This is a genomic window from Alteromonas pelagimontana, assembly GCF_002499975.2.
Lineage (GTDB): Bacteria > Pseudomonadota > Gammaproteobacteria > Enterobacterales > Alteromonadaceae > Alteromonas > Alteromonas pelagimontana.
The window spans coordinates 1,905,401-1,921,970 of the sequence record NZ_CP052766.1; the positions used below are offsets into that span (position 1 = coordinate 1,905,401).

Here is a 16,570-nt window from a genome sequence, read left to right on the forward strand (position 1 = left end):
AAGGTATCCTGTTTTAACACCTACTGGTGTTTAAATTTAATAATTTGCCGGCGCTGCTTTTTGTCAGGCTTATGATCGGGTTTAGGACTGTGAAACGAATCCATTTTCCGGGCGATCTGATTTTCCTCACGCTTCGCTTCACTTTCGACGGTTTCTTCATATAAGGCCTGCGCTTGCGGCGCGCTTAGCCGCTTATCACTGATGCCCAGAATTTTGAGCTCTTTCACATCCCAGCCTGCAGGTACTTTCACCATAGCGCCAATTTCTACCGTTTTGCCGGGTTTAGATCGTTGACCGTTATAATGAACTTTTCCGGCCTGCACCATGTCTCTAGCAAGCGCTCTTGTCTTGAACAGACGAGCTGCCCAGAGCCATTTATCCAGCCTGACGCTTGCAGGCGCATTGGGGGGATTATGATTGCTCATGTAATATTTTTGTCACTCTTAAGTTTTACTGTTGTGACCCCTACCTTGACTAGGCTATCATGGGTCGGCTAACGCGCGGTTAACCTAATTTTTACTAATAAAAGCAGTACCATCGTTGACAGCATGACATTCGATAAATTTAATTCCCAGTCACTGGTTCAGTTCTTTAACCAGTATCAGAAACAGCTGCATTTATTGGTTGTCGTACTGTTGTGTCTATACCTTATCGCTTTTGCCGCAAAACTGGTGTGGCGAATTATACCCGAACCAGAAATCACTGCGACACCCGCACTGCCTACTCAAAAACAAACCGCCGCGTTATCAGACCGAAATGGGGTCAACCTTCGCCAATTACAACAACTAAACCTGTTCGGCAGTGTCGACAAAACAGCTCCGGCTGAAGAGACCACGCCAGTTACCGATGCGCCACAAACTAAACTGAATCTTACCCTTACCGGTGTCGTCGCCAGTTCGGAGATTGATGAAGCCGCGGCTATTATAGAAAATAAAGGGTCGCAGGCTGTGTATGGATTAGGCGAAAAAATTGAAGGCACCAATGCCACGCTTAATCAAGTATTGCAGGATCGGGTCATTATTAAAAATGGTGTACGTCACGAAACTCTAATGCTCGACGGTATTGATTTCGAGGAAGCAAACAGACGCCGCAGTAGTGGTTTTTCGCCAACCCCCAACTCAAGTAACCCCTTACCCACACGTGCTGTGCCAGCGGCTGGTTCTACGCGCCGGCTGGAGAGCGAAGCTGCAGAGGTTACCAATACGCTACGTGAGCAACCTGCGAGTTTTACTGATTATATTTCTATTTCACCAAAAACTGAGAACGGTCAGCTTGTGGGATATCAGGTAAAACCGGGAAAAAACCCGGTGCTTTTTGAATCCGCAGGCTTGAAAGCCGGAGATGTGGTTGTTCAAATTAACGGAATGGATTTGACCGATACGCAACAGTCAATGGAAGCAATGAATGAATTGCGCAACGCCCAGACCATTGAACTGACCATGACACGGGATGGTGAGTACATCACCGTTTATCTGGACATGCCAGAGCCCGAAGCAGAGTAAATATAGGATGACAGGATTATGAGGCGAGTTAGCCCCACATTGTTTTCTCGGATAGGCACAGCGGTCATTGCGGCTTTATTGTGTGCATCTGTGACGGCAGCCGAATATATGCCTAATTTTAAAGATACCGATATCAACGAATTCATTAATATCGTCGGCAAAAACCTCAAAAAAACGATTATTGTTGATCCTAACGTGCGCGGAAAAATTAGCGTGCGCAGTTATGACATGCTCAATGAAGATCAGTATTACCAGTTCTTTTTAAACGTGCTGCAGGTTTATGATTTTGCTGTGGTCGAAATGCCGAACGGCATTCTAAAAATTGTTCGTTCTAAAGACGCCAAAACGTCTAATATTCCCGTCGTCGAAGGCGCAGCACTAGACGGCGACGAAATGATCACCCGCGTGGTACCCGTTTATAACGTTCCCGTACGCGAACTTGCTCCCATTCTACGCCAGTTAAACGATCAGGCGGGCGGTGGCAATGTGGTTAGCCATGACCCTTCCAACGTAATGATGCTGACAGGCCGGGCGGCGGTGGTTAATCGCCTGGTAGAAATTATTGAGCGAGTGGATCGCGCGGGCGATGAGGAAGTGGAAATTGTAAAACTACGCTATGCCTCGGCATCGGAAATGGTGCGGATTATTGACAGTATTAATAAATCTCAGGGCAAAGCCGCCACTGGCGCTAAGTCAGATCCGCGAGCGGTGGCCGACGATCGCACGAATTCGGTCATTGTCAGCGGCGATGTTAAAGCGCGGCAACGAATTATTAGTCTTATCCAGCGAATGGATCAGGAGCTGGAGACAAGCGGTAACACCAGGGTAGTCTTTTTAAATTACGCGAAGGCCGAAGATCTGGTTAAGGTACTACAAGGGGTGTCGGCCAGCATTCAAGCAGAAAGCCAGGGCAATGGGACGACAACGCGCAGGGCATCCAGCAATCGCGAAATCAGTATTGATGCCCACGAAGATTCCAATGCCGTTGTCATTACTGCAGAGCCCGACATGATGCGTTCACTGGAATCTGTAATTCGTCAGTTAGATATACGCCGTGCTCAGGTACAGGTGGAAGCTATTATTGCTGAGGTTTATGAAGGCGACGGGACGTCGTTGGGTGTACAGTGGGTGTCAGAAGAAGGTGGCGGCACACAATTTAATAACGGCGTCATTCCTGTGGGGTCTTTGGCAGTAGCAATTAAAGAGGCCGAAGATACCACGCAAACTGAGTCTTATACGACCGAAGATGGAAAACTAGTGCCCATCACGACCACCCAGGAAGGCGACTACTCTTCTTTAGCAAGCCTGTTAGGCAGCGCCAATGGCCTTATTGCCGGCGTTATTAAAAATGGCTGGGGCGCCGTGGTGCAAGCAGTAAGTAATGACACTAATTCTAATATTCTTTCTACGCCGCATCTGACCACCATGGATAATGAAGAAGCTTTCTTCATTGTGGGTCAGGAAGTGCCGATTATCACCGGAACCACAACTGGCGATAATAACTCTAACCCTTTTCAGACGGTAGATCGTCAGGAAGTCGGTATCAAACTTAAGGTCACCCCGCAGATTAATGAAGGGGATGCGGTGCAGTTAACCATTGAGCAGGAAGTTTCCAGCGTCAGCGGAGCGACATCCGTGGATATTTCTATCAATAAACGCCAAATTAAAACCACTGTTATTGTCGATGACGGCGGTACCATTGTGCTGGGCGGGCTGATTGACGAAGACGTTCAGGAAAGCGTCTCGAAAGTGCCTATTCTGGGAGATATTCCTATCATCGGCAATTTGTTTAAAAGCACCACCAGCAGTAAGCGCAAGCGTAACCTGATGGTATTTTTACGGCCAACCATTATTCGCGATGGTGCTACCACCAATTCCATCAGCCATAGCAAATACAACTATATTCGCGCCTTGCAGCTTCGCCGTCAGCAAGAAGGCGTAAGCTTAATGCCGCAGACCGATACTCCGGCTCTGCCAGAGTGGAACGATGCGTTAGCGTTGCCGCCTACTTTCGAAGAATTTATTAAAGAACAAGAAAAAAATAAAGCGCAGAAGATGAAGGAAGAAGAGTAGTTATGGCTGGTAACGACGAGCAACTTCAGCACGCCGCCTTGCAGGCGCAGGAAGAAGCCCTGGACGCCCTGCCCGCAGATCTTGAAGAACCTTTGGTGCAGGAAGGCGGCCCGCGTCAGCTCGGATTTGGCTTTGCCAAACGTAATCATGTATTACTTGAAACCAATACCACACCTGCCATTCTTTATTACACTGCGGATACGCCCTTTCACGTGTTTGCTGAAGTTCGGCGCTTTTTTGGCGAAACGTTTACTTTAAAAGAAATTCCTGTCGACCAGTTTGAAAGCTTGCTCACTCAGGCGTTCCAGCGGGATTCTTCCGCTGCCAAACAATTAATGGAAGATCTGGGTAACGAAAGTGATTTATTTGCCTTGGCTGAAGAACTTCCCGATACGGAAGATCTGCTGGATAGCGAAGACGATGCGCCTATTATTAAGCTGATTAATGCCATGCTCGGTGAAGCCATTAAAGAAGGGGCTTCAGATATTCATATTGAAACGTTTGAAAGCCAGCTTGTGGTGCGGTTTCGGGTAGACGGCGTACTGCGGGAGATCCTGCGTCCAAACCGTAAACTGTCTTCGATGCTGGTGTCGCGTATTAAAGTTATGGCTAAGCTGGATATTGCGGAAAAACGGGTGCCCCAGGATGGCCGAATTACATTACGAATTGCAGGTCGCGCCGTGGATGTTCGCGTGTCCACAATGCCTTCAAGCCATGGCGAAAGAGTAGTACTTCGCTTATTGGATAAAAATAACGCTCGGCTGAACCTCGAAGACTTAGGCATGACCAAGCCAAACCGGGCACATTTTTCGACGTTAATTCGTAAACCCCACGGCATTATTTTGGTTACCGGACCCACGGGCTCGGGTAAAAGTACCACCCTGTATGCAGGGTTATCGGAAATTAATTCTAAAGATCGCAATATTCTTACCGTTGAAGATCCCATTGAATTCGATTTGGCGGGAATTGGTCAAACCCAGGTTAACCCTCGGGTGGAGATGACCTTTGCCAGAGGCCTGAGAGCTATTTTGCGGCAAGACCCGGATGTAGTGATGGTGGGCGAAATTCGCGATATCGAAACTGCACAAATTGCGGTGCAGGCCAGTTTAACCGGTCACCTTGTGCTTTCCACTTTGCACACTAACACAGCTGCAGGTGCCATCACCCGGCTTGAAGATATGGGAATTGAGCCGTTTCTGTTATCTTCCAGTTTATTGGCTGTACTGTCACAAAGACTGGTTCGTACGCTTTGCGCAGAATGTAAACAAACTCATACGCCAACACAACAGGAAGCAGAAGTGCTGGGAGTGGCAGATATGTCTGCCGTACCGACTATTTATGCACCTCGAGGTTGTGCAGCCTGTAATCAAACTGGCTATCGTGGCAGAACCGGTATTCACGAGCTCCTGCTGGTTGATGAACGCATCCGCGACATGATGCATGAGGGCAAAGGCGAGCAAGCAATTGAACGTTATATTCGCCAGAGTACGCCCAGCATACGCGAAGATGGCTGTAAAAAAGTGTTAGCCGGTGTGACTTCATTGGAAGAAGTTTTACGCGTCACCCGGGAGGACTAAATGGCCGCCTTTGCCTACAAAGCGGTTAATGCCCGCGGACGCAACAGCAGTGGCGTACTGGAGGGCGACAACCCCCGCCAGGTCCGCCAGCAATTGCGTGATCAAGGTCTTATTCCGTTAGAAGTGGAGCAAATTGCTGAACGTACCAGCAATAAAAAAACAGGTTTTAGCTTATTTAAACCCCGTATTTCGGCGTCAGATTTAGCGCTTCTTACGCGCCAGTTAGCCACGCTCGTTGAGTCAGCCCTGCCGATTGAAGAAGCGTTACTCGCAGTAGCGGAACAAAGCGAAAAGCCGCGCCAGAAGAACATGATGATGGCGGTGCGCAGCAAAGTAGTGGAAGGACACGGTCTGGCTGATGCGTTGTCTGAATTCCCCAGCGTATTTGATGATTTATACCGCGCTATGGTCGCCGCTGGCGAAAAATCAGGTCACCTCGATACCGTACTCAACCGCCTGGCTGATTACACCGAGCGTCGCCAGCAAACCCGCAGTCAAATCATTCAAGCTATGATTTACCCTTCGTTGATGATGTTTTTCGCTATTGGTATCGTGCTACTGCTACTGACAGTAGTGGTGCCAAAAATTGTGGGTCAATTTGATCATATGGGGCAGGATTTACCGGCTATTACCCAATTGTTGATTACCATTAGCGAGTGGCTGCAAAATTATGGAATATTTCTGTTTGTGGCACTGGTGTTGTTGATAATTATTTTTCAGCGACTGGTGCAGCAACCTGCTATGAAGCTGAAATATCATCAGTTTATCCTTAAACTGCCATTGATTGGAAAAGTCTCCCGGGGGTTAAACACGTCGCGTTTTGCCCGCACGTTAAGTATATTAACGTCAAGTGCAGTGCCTTTGCTGGAAGCCATGCGAATTTCCAGCGATGTACTGGAAAACCAGCACATGAAAAATCAGATTTCCGCTGCAACCCTGAATGTCAAAGAAGGGAGTAGTCTGCGGGCGGCGTTGGATAAAACCAAGATGTTCCCTCCTATGATGATGCACATGATTGCCTCGGGGGAAAAATCTGGTGAGCTTCAACAGATGCTCGGCAGAGCGGCAGATAATCAGGACAGGGAATTTGAGGCGCTAATTGGGGTCTCACTCAAAGTCTTTGAGCCAATGTTGATCGTAACAATGGCGGCAATTGTGCTGTTTATTGTAATGGCCATCTTGCAACCTATTTTAGCATTGAACAATATGGTGAATATTTAATGAAAACATTAACTCGCACTTCCGGTTTCACGTTGATTGAAGTAATGGTAGTTCTGTTGATCATAGGCATAATGGCTTCTATGGTCGCTCCCTCCATACTGGGAAATCAGGAAAGTGCACAGTTGAAGAAAGCGGCGGTGGATATTCAACAAATGGAAAGCGCCATGGAAATGTATAAACTGCGTAATAACCGCTTTCCTACCACGGAACAAGGTCTTGAAGCTTTGGTGAGCGCACCAACTATTGAACCCCTTCCACGTAATTATCCAGAAGGTGGTTTTATTAAACGTCTTCCTGAAGATCCCTGGGGCAATCCTTATACGCTTATCAGCCCTGGCGAGTTAGGCGCTGTGGACATTTTTTCCAATGGTCCGGACATGGAACCAGGCACTGATGATGATATTGGTAACTGGAATATCAACGAATATTTGAACTAACCCATACTTTATTGCCGTGTATGACAATCACCCGCTCGTCTTCCTTTTTGCGCAGTCGCAACAGTGGCTTTACTCTGTTGGAAGTCATGCTGGTGCTGCTGCTCATGGGTATGGCAGCAAGCTATGTTGTATTTAACGCATTTGGTGCCAGCGAATCCGATAGGCTAAAAGAACAAGCAACGCGGTTGCAGGTTTTGGTAGACATGGCCAGCGACTACGCTGTGCTGAACCAGATGGAGCTTGGGCTTCACATTGAACCGGAAGAAAATCGGTATTTCTTTAGCTATCTTGATGATGAAGATAAATGGCAGAGGATAAGTGAAGAGAAGATTTATCAGGATTACACGCTGCCCGACCCCTTCACTATGACCCTGAACCTCGACGATTTGCCCTGGAACACCGAAGACCAGCTTTTCGATCGGAGGATCTTTGATGAGTCTTTTGGTCTTGATGACGTTGATGTCAAAATTGGTGAGGAAGAAAAGCGCCTGCCGCCACCGCAGGTTCTTATTATGTCCAGCGGCGAAATTACGCCTTTCACGCTGACATTTAACTATGAACCTGGATTTGGCAACGATGTTCCAGCGTATTTTATTCTTAGCAATGAAGATATGCCGCCGCTGCAGCTAGAAGGGCCGCTGGAGCAGCTTGAATGATACCAAAACGGCGCAGTCATCAAACAGGTATGACGCTACTGGAAGTTATGGTGGCCCTATTAATATTTGCGGTTACCGGAACAGCGGTAATGAAAGCAGCGTCAGAGCATTTGAGCAGCGTCGGTCAGATAGAAGAAATTACCTTTGCCACTTGGGTCGCTGATAACCGTATAAACCAGTTAAAGCTCGCTGGCGTGTGGCCACCAAAGAATAACCTGAAAGGCAGCATGGAAATGGCGGATCGCACCTGGTACTGGCTGCAAACGGTAAAGAAAACCAACGACAATGACTTACGCGCTGTCGACATTCAAGTGAGCCTTGACCAGACATATAGCGGTAGCTTAACAACGGTTACAACGTTTGTCGCAAAGCCAGCCCAAGCAGTTGGTGGCGGCTGATGCAAGGCATTCCTGCCCGTGGCTTTACGCTGCTTGAAATTCTCATTGCCATGTCTATTTTTACTCTGATTGGGCTAGCATCTACAGGTTTGTTGACCACAGTTATTGACAGCAACGAGCTATCTGAATCCCGCTTCGATAAATTGCAGCAGTTACAACGCGCGATGACAACTATTGAACGGGATATTCTGCAAGCTGTTCCGCGGGCGGCGCGTCTAAACGGTGAACGCACCGATGTAGTAATGCGAGGGGGACAACTGGACGATAGCGACGGTGATAGCATTGGTTTTGTTCGCAGCGGTTGGAATAACCCACAGCTTATGCTGCCGCGCAGTACTCAGCAATTTGTGGGTTATCGGTTAAAAGAAAATAAACTGGAACGGCTTTACAGCAACTATGTGGACAATGTGATCGGCTTTGAACCGAAAGTTCGCGTATTGCTGGAAAACGTCACTGACTTTCAAGTGGAGTTCTTAGCCGAAACAGCTGCCCAGCAAAATACCGATGAGGACGAGCTGGACTGGCGAGAAAGTTACACCGGTGCCGCACTGCCCAAAGCGGTAGCGTTTGAGATTGAAACTGAGGACTTTGGTCGTATTCGTCGCGAGTTTTCATTAGGTGGAACAGCACTATGACACCGTTCGGTTCACAGCGCGGTGTCGCATTGTTAATTGTGCTGATGATTGTTGCTCTGGTTACTGTACTGGCGACCCAAATGGGCACTCGTCTGCAGTTGCAAATTCAGCGCACCATGAATATCAAAGACAGCAACCAGGCATACTGGTATGCCATGGGCGCAGAAGCATTTGCCAGAAAATCGGTAACTACATTAATGGAAGAGACTGGCGATAAAATCTCTATCGATCAGCCTTGGGCAAAGGCGTTCACCTACCCCATTGAAGGGGGCGGCATTCAGGCCAGGCTTGAAGATATGCAAAGCTGTTTTAACCTTAACGCACTGGCGGAACAAAATAACAACAAAAACCAGCAGCAGGCTTCAGAGCCAATGGAGGCGTTTCACCATATGCTGCTGTCCAGCGGCTTTGAAATAAACAGCTACACTGCCGATACCGTAAGAGACAGCCTGGCTGATTGGCTTGATAGCGACGATAGCATGCGGCCTTATGGCGCGGAGGATAGCGAATATGAATCCCGCGAATTTCCGTATCTTGCGGCCAATAATCTGATGTCTTCACAATCGGAAATTCGACTGGTAAACGGTGTGGAAGCCAGCTGGATTAATGATATTCTGCCTCTGATATGCGTTATTCCTGATGTAGATAGCCTTGCTATCAACGTCAATACGCTAACTGAAGAACGTGCCGCTGTTTTAGCTGGCGCGACCGGCCTATCGTTACAGCAGGCAAAAAGCTTGATTAGTAGCCGTCCGCAAGAAGGATGGGATGACGTAAATGATTTCTTAAATGAGCCGGTGCTGGCAGCGATGGATTTGGATGAAACCCGCCGTAAATGGTTTACCATCACCTCAGAATATTTTATTTTGCATACCAAAACCCGCTACAATAAAGCCTCGTTTTCCCTTACCAGCGTACTGCATGTGCAGGGCGAGAAAGAAGTTAAGGTGTTAAGACGTGAGTTTGGAGGAGTAGAGTAATGGAACAACTTCTGGTTCGTCTTGGTTCAGGCTCCGGTGACGCCATACATTGGCTGGTATGGTCCAGTACAGAAGAGGAAATTATTGCTTCTGGTGTGTTGGCCGATGCAGATCAGTTATCTACTCTGGCGGAAAGAGCCGGCCAGCGGCCAATCATTGCGTTGGCGCCTGGCAGCGATATTTTACTCAAATGGGTAACGCTGCCTCCGCGCGCGGGCCGCAAGGTGTTGTCCGCCATTCCTTTTATGCTGGAAGATGAACTGGCGCAGGATGTCTCAACCCAGTTTTTTGCTCTTGGCCCTCGTCAGGGTGACCAGCAGGCGGTGGCGATAGTGTCTCGTGCGCAAATGCAAGCGTGGCAAAATTGGTTAAAAGATGCGGGCTTGTTCTGCGATACTCTGCTTCCGGACGTGCTGGCTGTGCCGCAAAATCCTGACGGTTGGTCGGTGTTGACTATCGGTGATCAGATGCTTATGCGCGAAGATGAGTGGAAAGGTTTGCAAGGTGAAGCCGACTGGATGATACCGGCATTCCGTCATCGGCTCAGGAATCAGGAAACGCCAGTAAATGTAGTAAATTATTCCGATCTTCCCTTGCATGACATCGCTCAAGTTGAGCAGGCCCAGGTTCCCCTTGAGTTGCCCTTGCATGTGCTCGCCAAAGAAGCCATTGCATCTAAATTCAACCTGCTGCAAGGGAACTACAAAATCAAGCGCAAGCGAACTGGTTATGGGTACCAGTGGCGACTTGCTGCTATTCTTGCCGTTGTCGCCCTTGCCACCAGCCTGATTGATAAAAGCGTTACGCTGTATCAACTTTCGGAACAAAACGAGAAGCTCAGCGTACAAATCAATCAAACAGTGGAAGCCGGATTTCCAGACATTGGCGTATACCGTGATGTTCGCAAAAAAGTACAGTCGGAACTGGCGCGGCTTGAGAACGGTGGCGGTAAGGTTTCAATGCTGATAATGCTAGACCAGCTAGCACAAGCTTTTGCCAGTTCCGATGTTCGTCCGCAAACCCTGCGTTTCGACTCCAATCGCACTGAAATACGCATGCAAGCCATGGGCAAAAACTTCGAAGCTCTGGAGCAATTTCGTAAGCAGGCAGAAAGCGCGGGCTTCATTGTTGAACAAGGTGCTATCAATAACCGTGACAATATGGTGATTGGCAGCGTCGCAATCAGGAGCGAATCATGAAAGCGCTATGGGAAAAGTACCGTGCTTTAACAGAGCGTGAGCAGTATCTGGTTCTGATTTCTGGCGTCTTTGTTGTTATTGCCATGTTTTACTGGTTAATTTGGGCGCCCCTTACCGCCAGTGTTGAGCGCGCGCAGATACGCCTGGAAAGCCAACAGAACCTTCTTAGCTGGGTGCAGGAACGCACCACCAGAGCCCAACAACTTCAGCGCTCTGCTACGGGAACAACCCGCTTTACCGGATCACTGCCGCAAGCAGTAAGCAGCACGACAAATCGATATAATATTGCGGTTTCCCGAATGCAGCCGCAGGGGGAAGAAATTCAGGTGTGGATTGATCAAGCGCCATTTAACGATGTTCTGAGCTGGCTACAGGCACTGGAAAGTATGGGCATTGTTATTCTGCAGGCTGATATTAGTGCAGCCAACGCTTCTGGTCACATAGAAGTTCGCCGTTTACAGTTAGGAAAATCATGAAGTTTCGTTTAGGTTGGATAGCCGCAGGCATATTGATTTTTTTAACTTTCCTGATCGCGTATTTGCCCGCCAACCAGATAGTCGGGCGATTAACCTTGCCGGAAAATGTTCAAATGTATGGCGTTTCAGGCACTATTTGGAACGGTAAGGCACAGCAAGTACTAGTTCAGGGCATAGAAGTTTCCAATGTCAGTTGGGACGTGCAGCCATTACACTTACTGGTTGGCGAGTTAGCTGCGCACGTTCGAGGCGGTAATTTACGTCAAGCAGACACTGTAGCCTTTGAAGGACCGGTCAGCGTAAATTTGTTCAATACAGACAAAATAGAAGCTGACGGATTCTTGCTGTTTCTTCCTGTCGACCGGGTTTTATCCCAGGTGCCGCTGCCGTTGCCAGTGAACGCTGGGGGACGATTCCGGGTGCGGTTAGAGGAACTCGAATATGGCCCGGATTGTTCTCGTCTAATCGGAACCGGTGATTGGCTTAACGCCACGGTAGCGGGAACGCAGGGACCCATTGATTTCGGCAGTTATTCCGCCAAGCTTCGTTGTGAAGGCAATGGTATTGGCGTTACTGTTGAAGAACCCAATATGCTGGGCCTCTCCATGGATGCCACAGTAAGTGCCGGTTTTGAAAATTTCTCCGTCTCCGGACAATTTAAACCTGACGATAGCTTGCCAGAAGAAGTACATCAAGCCGCGCAATTTTTTGGAAAGCCGAATGCGAGTGGATATATCCGCTTCGAGCTTTAATACTAATCCACGTTGATGCGTGATCAGTATTAAATGCTGTTCCAAAGGCAGTCTTTTTAGAAGATGTCTTTGGAACTGCCTTGTACTAAACCGTATTACCTTCACTGTCTCTGTTCACTCACTGCGTTCATTTGCCTTACCGGCAATCTGTCTTCCTCTGGTAACCGTAGTTATCTCGACTACCTGTATTGTTATGTGGAAAATTTTAAGCCCCCTGCTATTCAAGATATTGCTAATACGCACAGCTCACCACATGGCCGAAATAAACTGAAGTCCTGACACAACCCTTGAGGAGAAAGGAATGCCTAAAATATTAGTGCTTTATTATTCATCCTATGGACATATTGAAAAGATGGCTCATGCCGTTGCCGAAGGCGCAAGAGAGACCGGCGCGCAAGTTGATGTAAAACGAGTTCCGGAAACCGCACCTGCTGATGTCGTTAAAAATGCAGGATTTAAAACCGATCAAGCTGCGCCCATTGCTAGTGTCGAAGAGATAGCCGATTACGATGCTATTATTGTGGGAGTAGGTACGCGCTATGGACACATGGCTTCTCAAATGGCTGCCTTTTGGGATCAAACCGGCGGATTATGGCAAAGAGGAGCACTGGAAGGAAAAATAGGCTCTACTTTTTCCTCAACAGCAAGCCAGCATGGGGGGCAGGAAACCACGTTAATGTCCAATATAACAATGCTTATGCATTTGGGAATGGTAGTTGTCGGTTTGCCCTATTCCTACAAAGGATTACTGGATGTGAATGAAGTTTCTGGTGGGACTCCCTATGGTGCCACCACTATCGCTGACAGTGATGGATCAAGACAGCCTACTGAAAACGAGCTGGGTGCAGCGAGATATCAGGGTAAGCACGTTGCCACCATTACCGCCAGACATTGCCGTAGCTGATTGATAAAAGGCGCAACTGGCCGAAGTGTTTTTTAAAAACTGCTTTTTTCACTGCCTTCTAGCTGCCCGTCTCAAGATGAGACGGGTAGCTGTCATTAATACCAAGAACTAATTCGCAATAAAAATTGTTTTAGCATTTACAAATTCGCGCATGCCAAAACCGCCATGTTCACGGCCATAACCACTGTCTTTCACGCCTCCAAAGGGTAAATTTGGCTGTGCAAGCGTGTATCCGTTAATATTCACCATACCCGTATCAAATTCTTCACGCGCTAGTTTAATAGCCTTATCCTTATTGGCTGAGAAAATGCCACCGCCCAGACCGTAGCGGGAATCATTGGCTACTTGCATTGCTTCGCGATCATCGGAAACGCGAATAAAAGACGCCACCGGACCAAACAGCTCGTCATCGTAAGCGGGCATGCCAGGTTCGACATTTTCTAAAATTGTCAGCGGGTAATAAAATCCTTTCATGTCTGGAATTGTTCCGCCGAGACTACAGGTAGCACCAGCGTCTACTGATTTTTTTACCTGCTCATGTAGGCTGTCCCGCAAATCGCGACGCGCAATTGGCCCAAGATCAGTATCTTCTTGTGTAGGATCGCCCATCTTCAGGTTTTTAAACGCGTCTAAAAATGCGTCTCTGAATTTATCATAGACTGCATCAACAATGATAAACCGCTTTGCTGATACGCAGGTTTCACCGTTATTGACAATGCGCCCCTGTACGCAGGCCTTAACTGCCTGTTCAATGTCAGCATCTTCTAAAACAATATAGGCATCGTTACTGCCTAGCTCCATAACGGTTTTTTTCGCCAGACTGGATGCTTCTTTCGCCACTTTCTTCCCTGTTTTATCGCTCCCGGTAAAGGTCACGCCGCGTATTTTCTCATGTTTAATCAGAGCGCTTGCCGTCTCGCCGTCAATAATTAGGGATTGATACGTATTTTCAGGAAACCCCGCCTCTTCATATAATTGCTGAATTAGTTCAGCCATTCCAAAAACATTTTCTGCGTGTTTTAAGACCGTGGTATTCCCTGCCATTAAGTTTGAGGCGCTGTAGCGGATTACCTGATAAAGTGGGAAATTCCAGGGTTGAATACCTAGAATTACACCTACAGGTTGGTAAGTAATGATTGCGCTGCCATCTTCGTAAACGCGGTTTTCGTCCTTTAACACCTCCTCAGCATTATCAGCGGTATAACGGCAAATCGCTGCACAAAGGTCAACTTCTTGCTTGCCCTGCGCCGCAACCTTTCCCATTTCGGTGGTCATAAGCTTAATAATGTCTTCACTGCGAGATTCAATTAAATCGGCCAGAGCATGAAATAATTTGGCGCGCTCTGAAAATGACGTTTTTCTCCAACTAAGAAAACTTTCATGGGCTTTATCTACCGCAGTTTCTGCTTCATGCTGGGAAAGCAACGTATAAGACTTCACTTCTTCTTCAGTTGCAGGATTAATTGTCTTAACGGATTGTGACATGGTAACCATTTCCTGATTATTATAAAAAGTACTAAGTAGGGTGCAACATTAAGACCAGCTTAGAAAACACACGCTCAGGCGCGCCCCAAGGCGATGCGCGTACTTATTCGCTGCCGTTTAACCAATGGCATAATAGAAAATTTACTTATCGTTCAGAATATTTTCATGGTGTTCAGGAGGCAAAATGCGTGTGGTAAAGCAGAAGATAAAGTCGTGAGCTTCCTGTCTCTGCGAGTTTGCGCTAAATAACTTTTCCTAGCTATGATAGGGACACCATTCAGAGCACGTTTAAACTCTTCTTTCTGCAAGATGTACCCTTCTTGCCTTTTCACGTGTAGCACATTTATGAACAGCTATTTCTACTAATCCGCAGTGATGTGTGCTAACTCAGGCCTGAATCCAGGTCACAAATACAACTGTGGAAAATTAAACTTTGCCATGGCAAGTGTCAGCGCAAGCTCATAAACACTTTGGCGGGTAGCGAGATTTTTAGTGAGCAGTCCAATTGCACCGCCTTTTTGCTTAATATTTTCTGTCTCGAATATGTTATCCATCACTGGCCCCAATTCTTCTCCTTCCATCAGCGCCTGGTATATCTTAAAGGGTAGCGGCAAGTTAGCGCTTCGACCGATAGACCAGGTGGATTGATGATAAATGGCGACATACGCAAACGTGGCAGGACCGTGGCTAAAACGCTCTACTCCACCTTCTATGGCAACAAACCAGTCGCTGGATTTCGACTCTTCGCTAGCCATTGTAAGTAAAGCATTCACGCGATTGACTGCACCTGTGCGAGTCTCAGTTTCCGTCATCGGTTGTTCAGATACTCCGCTGGCAACGCCTATGCCTTGCGCAGTAAGCGCCGGTATATCTAATGACTTCGCTAATGCAGCCTGCGCGGCACCAATTTTTACCGGATTGGTGGAGCCTACAATACACACTGTCATATTAATTCCCTCTGCCAACCGGAAACTGACGAATGTCGTCCAGCATCGTTCGATAATCGTTAACCGCAGGAAACTGAGTAATGTTTTTTATGGCTTGCTGACTGTCGGGATTATTCACCGCAAGCAAATGGGCGATCCCAAAACGCTTGGCCGACTCCAGAATTACCAGGCTATCATCTACGAATAAAGTGCGATCTGGATTAAATTGCAGCCTTTGCTGCAATTGTTGCCACAACGATTGTGATTCTTTCGTTACCCCAAATTCATGAGTCGAGATTAACGTATCAATATGAGAATCAAGTTTAGTATGTTCCACTTTCAGCGATAAGCTGGCTGGATGAGCATTAGTCACCAGCACCACCTCACGCCCGCTTTCCTTTAGCGCGTTGAGAAAAGGTATAGTGTCATCACGCATGGCAATAAGATGCTCAATTTCGCGTTTCGCCGCAACAATATCCATGTCTAACGTTTTTGCCCAATAATCCAGACAATACCATTCAATTTGTCCCATTATCCTGTCATAGTGGGCAAGCATTTCAGCCCGACAAATCTCCAGCGGCTTACCTGATCGTTCGGCGAGTTTTTTTGGTATGTGATGGATCCAGAAGTGATTGTCGAAGTGTAAATCTAATAGAGTTCCGTCCATATCCAGCAGAACCGTATCGATTTTATCCCAGGGCAGAAATGGCAAGCGCTTTTCCTTATAATACATTAAGCTTTAACACTGGAAGTCATGATAACGAAAGTTGTAACTGATAAACATGAGTAAAATAGATCCCGCCAAAACCTTACCGCTCATTCACCACCGCGAGATAGTTGCGCAAAGCCGCTTGTTTAAAGTTGAAAGGCTGGATTTGGAATTCTCAAATGGTGCTACGCGACAATTCGAAAGAATGGCTGGTCACAATCGTGGGGCAGTTATGATTGTGCCCTTACTGAACGACGACACCATGGTACTGATACGTGAATATGCCGCAGGCACCCATACTTACCAGTTAGGCTTTCCTAAAGGATTGATTGATCCGGGTGAAAGCGTTCTTACTGCTGCAAATCGTGAATTACAGGAAGAAGCAGGCTTTGGAGCCAAAGAGCTTCATGAAATTCATACCGTCAGCATGGCTCCCACTTTTTTTAATTCAGACATGACCATTGTTATGGCACGGGATCTGTATCCTCAGTCGTTACCCGGCGATGAACCCGAACCACTTGAGGTGGTGAAATGGCCGCTTTCTGAGGCTGACAAGCTACTTGCCAGAGAAGATTTTATCGAAGCACGTTGTGTAGCGGCCTTATTTTTAGCTCAGAAGTGGTTAAAGGAGCAATAACGA

General features: G+C 47.4%; 18 protein-coding genes. 14 read left to right on the forward strand and 4 right to left on the reverse strand.

What is annotated here, in order from left to right; genetic code table 11:
- Window positions 1–20: 20 nt before the first annotated feature.
- Window positions 21–425 carry a ribosome-associated heat shock protein Hsp15 gene (gene hslR / locus CA267_RS08460; RefSeq protein ID WP_075607893.1) on the reverse strand — a complete coding sequence of 135 codons (405 nt, stop codon included), beginning with the start codon at window positions 423–425 and terminating at the stop codon, window positions 21–23.
- Window positions 426–548: 123 nt separating this feature from the next.
- On the opposite strand from hslR, the gene gspC reads away from it, so the two are divergent.
- The 13 genes from gspC (at window position 549) to wrbA (ending at window position 12,810) form a co-directional block, all read left to right on the forward strand.
- Window positions 549–1,502 (forward strand): type II secretion system protein GspC, encoded by a 954-nt coding sequence (gene gspC, locus CA267_RS08465; protein ID WP_075607892.1) that lies wholly within the window; start codon window positions 549–551, stop codon window positions 1,500–1,502.
- Between the two features lie 15 nt (window positions 1,503–1,517).
- Window positions 1,518–3,575 carry a type II secretion system secretin GspD gene (gene gspD / locus CA267_RS08470; RefSeq protein ID WP_083638249.1) on the forward strand — a complete coding sequence of 686 codons (2,058 nt, stop codon included), beginning with the start codon at window positions 1,518–1,520 and terminating at the stop codon, window positions 3,573–3,575.
- Window positions 3,576–3,577: 2 nt separating this feature from the next.
- A complete protein-coding gene (gspE, locus tag CA267_RS08475; protein ID WP_075607890.1) occupies window positions 3,578–5,152 on the forward strand; it encodes a type II secretion system ATPase GspE in 1,575 nt (524 codons plus the stop codon).
- Window positions 5,153–6,373: a type II secretion system inner membrane protein GspF gene (gene gspF / locus CA267_RS08480; protein WP_075607889.1), complete on the forward strand. Its 1,221-nt coding sequence runs from the start codon at window positions 5,153–5,155 to the stop codon at window positions 6,371–6,373.
- Window positions 6,373–6,810, forward strand: a complete 438-nt coding sequence (gene gspG, locus CA267_RS08485) for a type II secretion system major pseudopilin GspG (RefSeq protein ID WP_075607888.1) — start codon at window positions 6,373–6,375, stop codon at window positions 6,808–6,810. Before gspF ends, gspG begins: the two co-directional genes overlap by 1 nt.
- Window positions 6,811–6,830: 20 nt before the next feature.
- A complete protein-coding gene (gene gspH, locus CA267_RS08490; protein WP_075607887.1) occupies window positions 6,831–7,466 on the forward strand; it encodes a type II secretion system minor pseudopilin GspH in 636 nt (211 codons plus the stop codon).
- Window positions 7,463–7,864: a type II secretion system minor pseudopilin GspI gene (gspI, locus tag CA267_RS08495; RefSeq protein WP_075607886.1), complete on the forward strand. Its 402-nt coding sequence runs from the start codon at window positions 7,463–7,465 to the stop codon at window positions 7,862–7,864. Before gspH ends, gspI begins: the two co-directional genes overlap by 4 nt.
- Window positions 7,864–8,499, forward strand: a complete 636-nt coding sequence (gspJ, locus tag CA267_RS08500) for a type II secretion system minor pseudopilin GspJ (RefSeq protein ID WP_075607885.1) — start codon at window positions 7,864–7,866, stop codon at window positions 8,497–8,499. The genes gspI and gspJ overlap by 1 nt, the downstream gene beginning before the upstream one ends.
- Window positions 8,496–9,479: a type II secretion system minor pseudopilin GspK gene (gene gspK, locus CA267_RS08505; RefSeq protein WP_075607884.1), complete on the forward strand. Its 984-nt coding sequence runs from the start codon at window positions 8,496–8,498 to the stop codon at window positions 9,477–9,479. Before gspJ ends, gspK begins: the two co-directional genes overlap by 4 nt.
- Window positions 9,479–10,678, forward strand: coding sequence for a type II secretion system protein GspL (gene gspL, locus CA267_RS08510; RefSeq protein WP_075607883.1), 1,200 nt, complete (start codon window positions 9,479–9,481; stop codon window positions 10,676–10,678). The genes gspK and gspL overlap by 1 nt, the downstream gene beginning before the upstream one ends.
- Complete coding sequence (gene gspM / locus CA267_RS08515) at window positions 10,675–11,154, forward strand: type II secretion system protein GspM (RefSeq protein ID WP_075607882.1); 480 nt, start codon at window positions 10,675–10,677, stop codon at window positions 11,152–11,154. The genes gspL and gspM overlap by 4 nt, the downstream gene beginning before the upstream one ends.
- A complete protein-coding gene (locus CA267_RS08520) occupies window positions 11,151–11,906 on the forward strand; it encodes a type II secretion system protein N (protein ID WP_075607881.1) in 756 nt (251 codons plus the stop codon). Before gspM ends, CA267_RS08520 begins: the two co-directional genes overlap by 4 nt.
- A gap of 301 nt (window positions 11,907–12,207) precedes the next feature.
- Window positions 12,208–12,810 carry an NAD(P)H:quinone oxidoreductase gene (gene wrbA, locus CA267_RS08525; RefSeq protein ID WP_075607880.1) on the forward strand — a complete coding sequence of 201 codons (603 nt, stop codon included), beginning with the start codon at window positions 12,208–12,210 and terminating at the stop codon, window positions 12,808–12,810.
- Window positions 12,811–12,918: 108 nt separating this feature from the next.
- Here the strand turns inward: wrbA and CA267_RS08530 are convergent, their stop codons facing one another.
- The 3 genes from CA267_RS08530 to yrfG all read right to left on the reverse strand — a co-directional run bounded on the left by CA267_RS08530 (window position 12,919) and on the right by yrfG (window position 15,933).
- Window positions 12,919–14,295: an NAD-dependent succinate-semialdehyde dehydrogenase gene (locus tag CA267_RS08530; protein WP_075607879.1), complete on the reverse strand. Its 1,377-nt coding sequence runs from the start codon at window positions 14,293–14,295 to the stop codon at window positions 12,919–12,921.
- Between the two features lie 404 nt (window positions 14,296–14,699).
- Window positions 14,700–15,242 carry an inosine/xanthosine triphosphatase gene (yjjX, locus tag CA267_RS08535; RefSeq protein ID WP_075607878.1) on the reverse strand — a complete coding sequence of 181 codons (543 nt, stop codon included), beginning with the start codon at window positions 15,240–15,242 and terminating at the stop codon, window positions 14,700–14,702.
- 1 nt (window position 15,243) lies between these two features.
- Window positions 15,244–15,933, reverse strand: coding sequence for a GMP/IMP nucleotidase (gene yrfG, locus CA267_RS08540; RefSeq protein ID WP_075609928.1), 690 nt, complete (start codon window positions 15,931–15,933; stop codon window positions 15,244–15,246).
- Between the two features lie 70 nt (window positions 15,934–16,003).
- On the opposite strand from yrfG, the gene nudE reads away from it, so the two are divergent.
- Window positions 16,004–16,567 (forward strand): ADP compounds hydrolase NudE, encoded by a 564-nt coding sequence (nudE, locus tag CA267_RS08545; protein ID WP_075607877.1) that lies wholly within the window; start codon window positions 16,004–16,006, stop codon window positions 16,565–16,567.
- Window positions 16,568–16,570 lie beyond the last annotated feature (3 nt).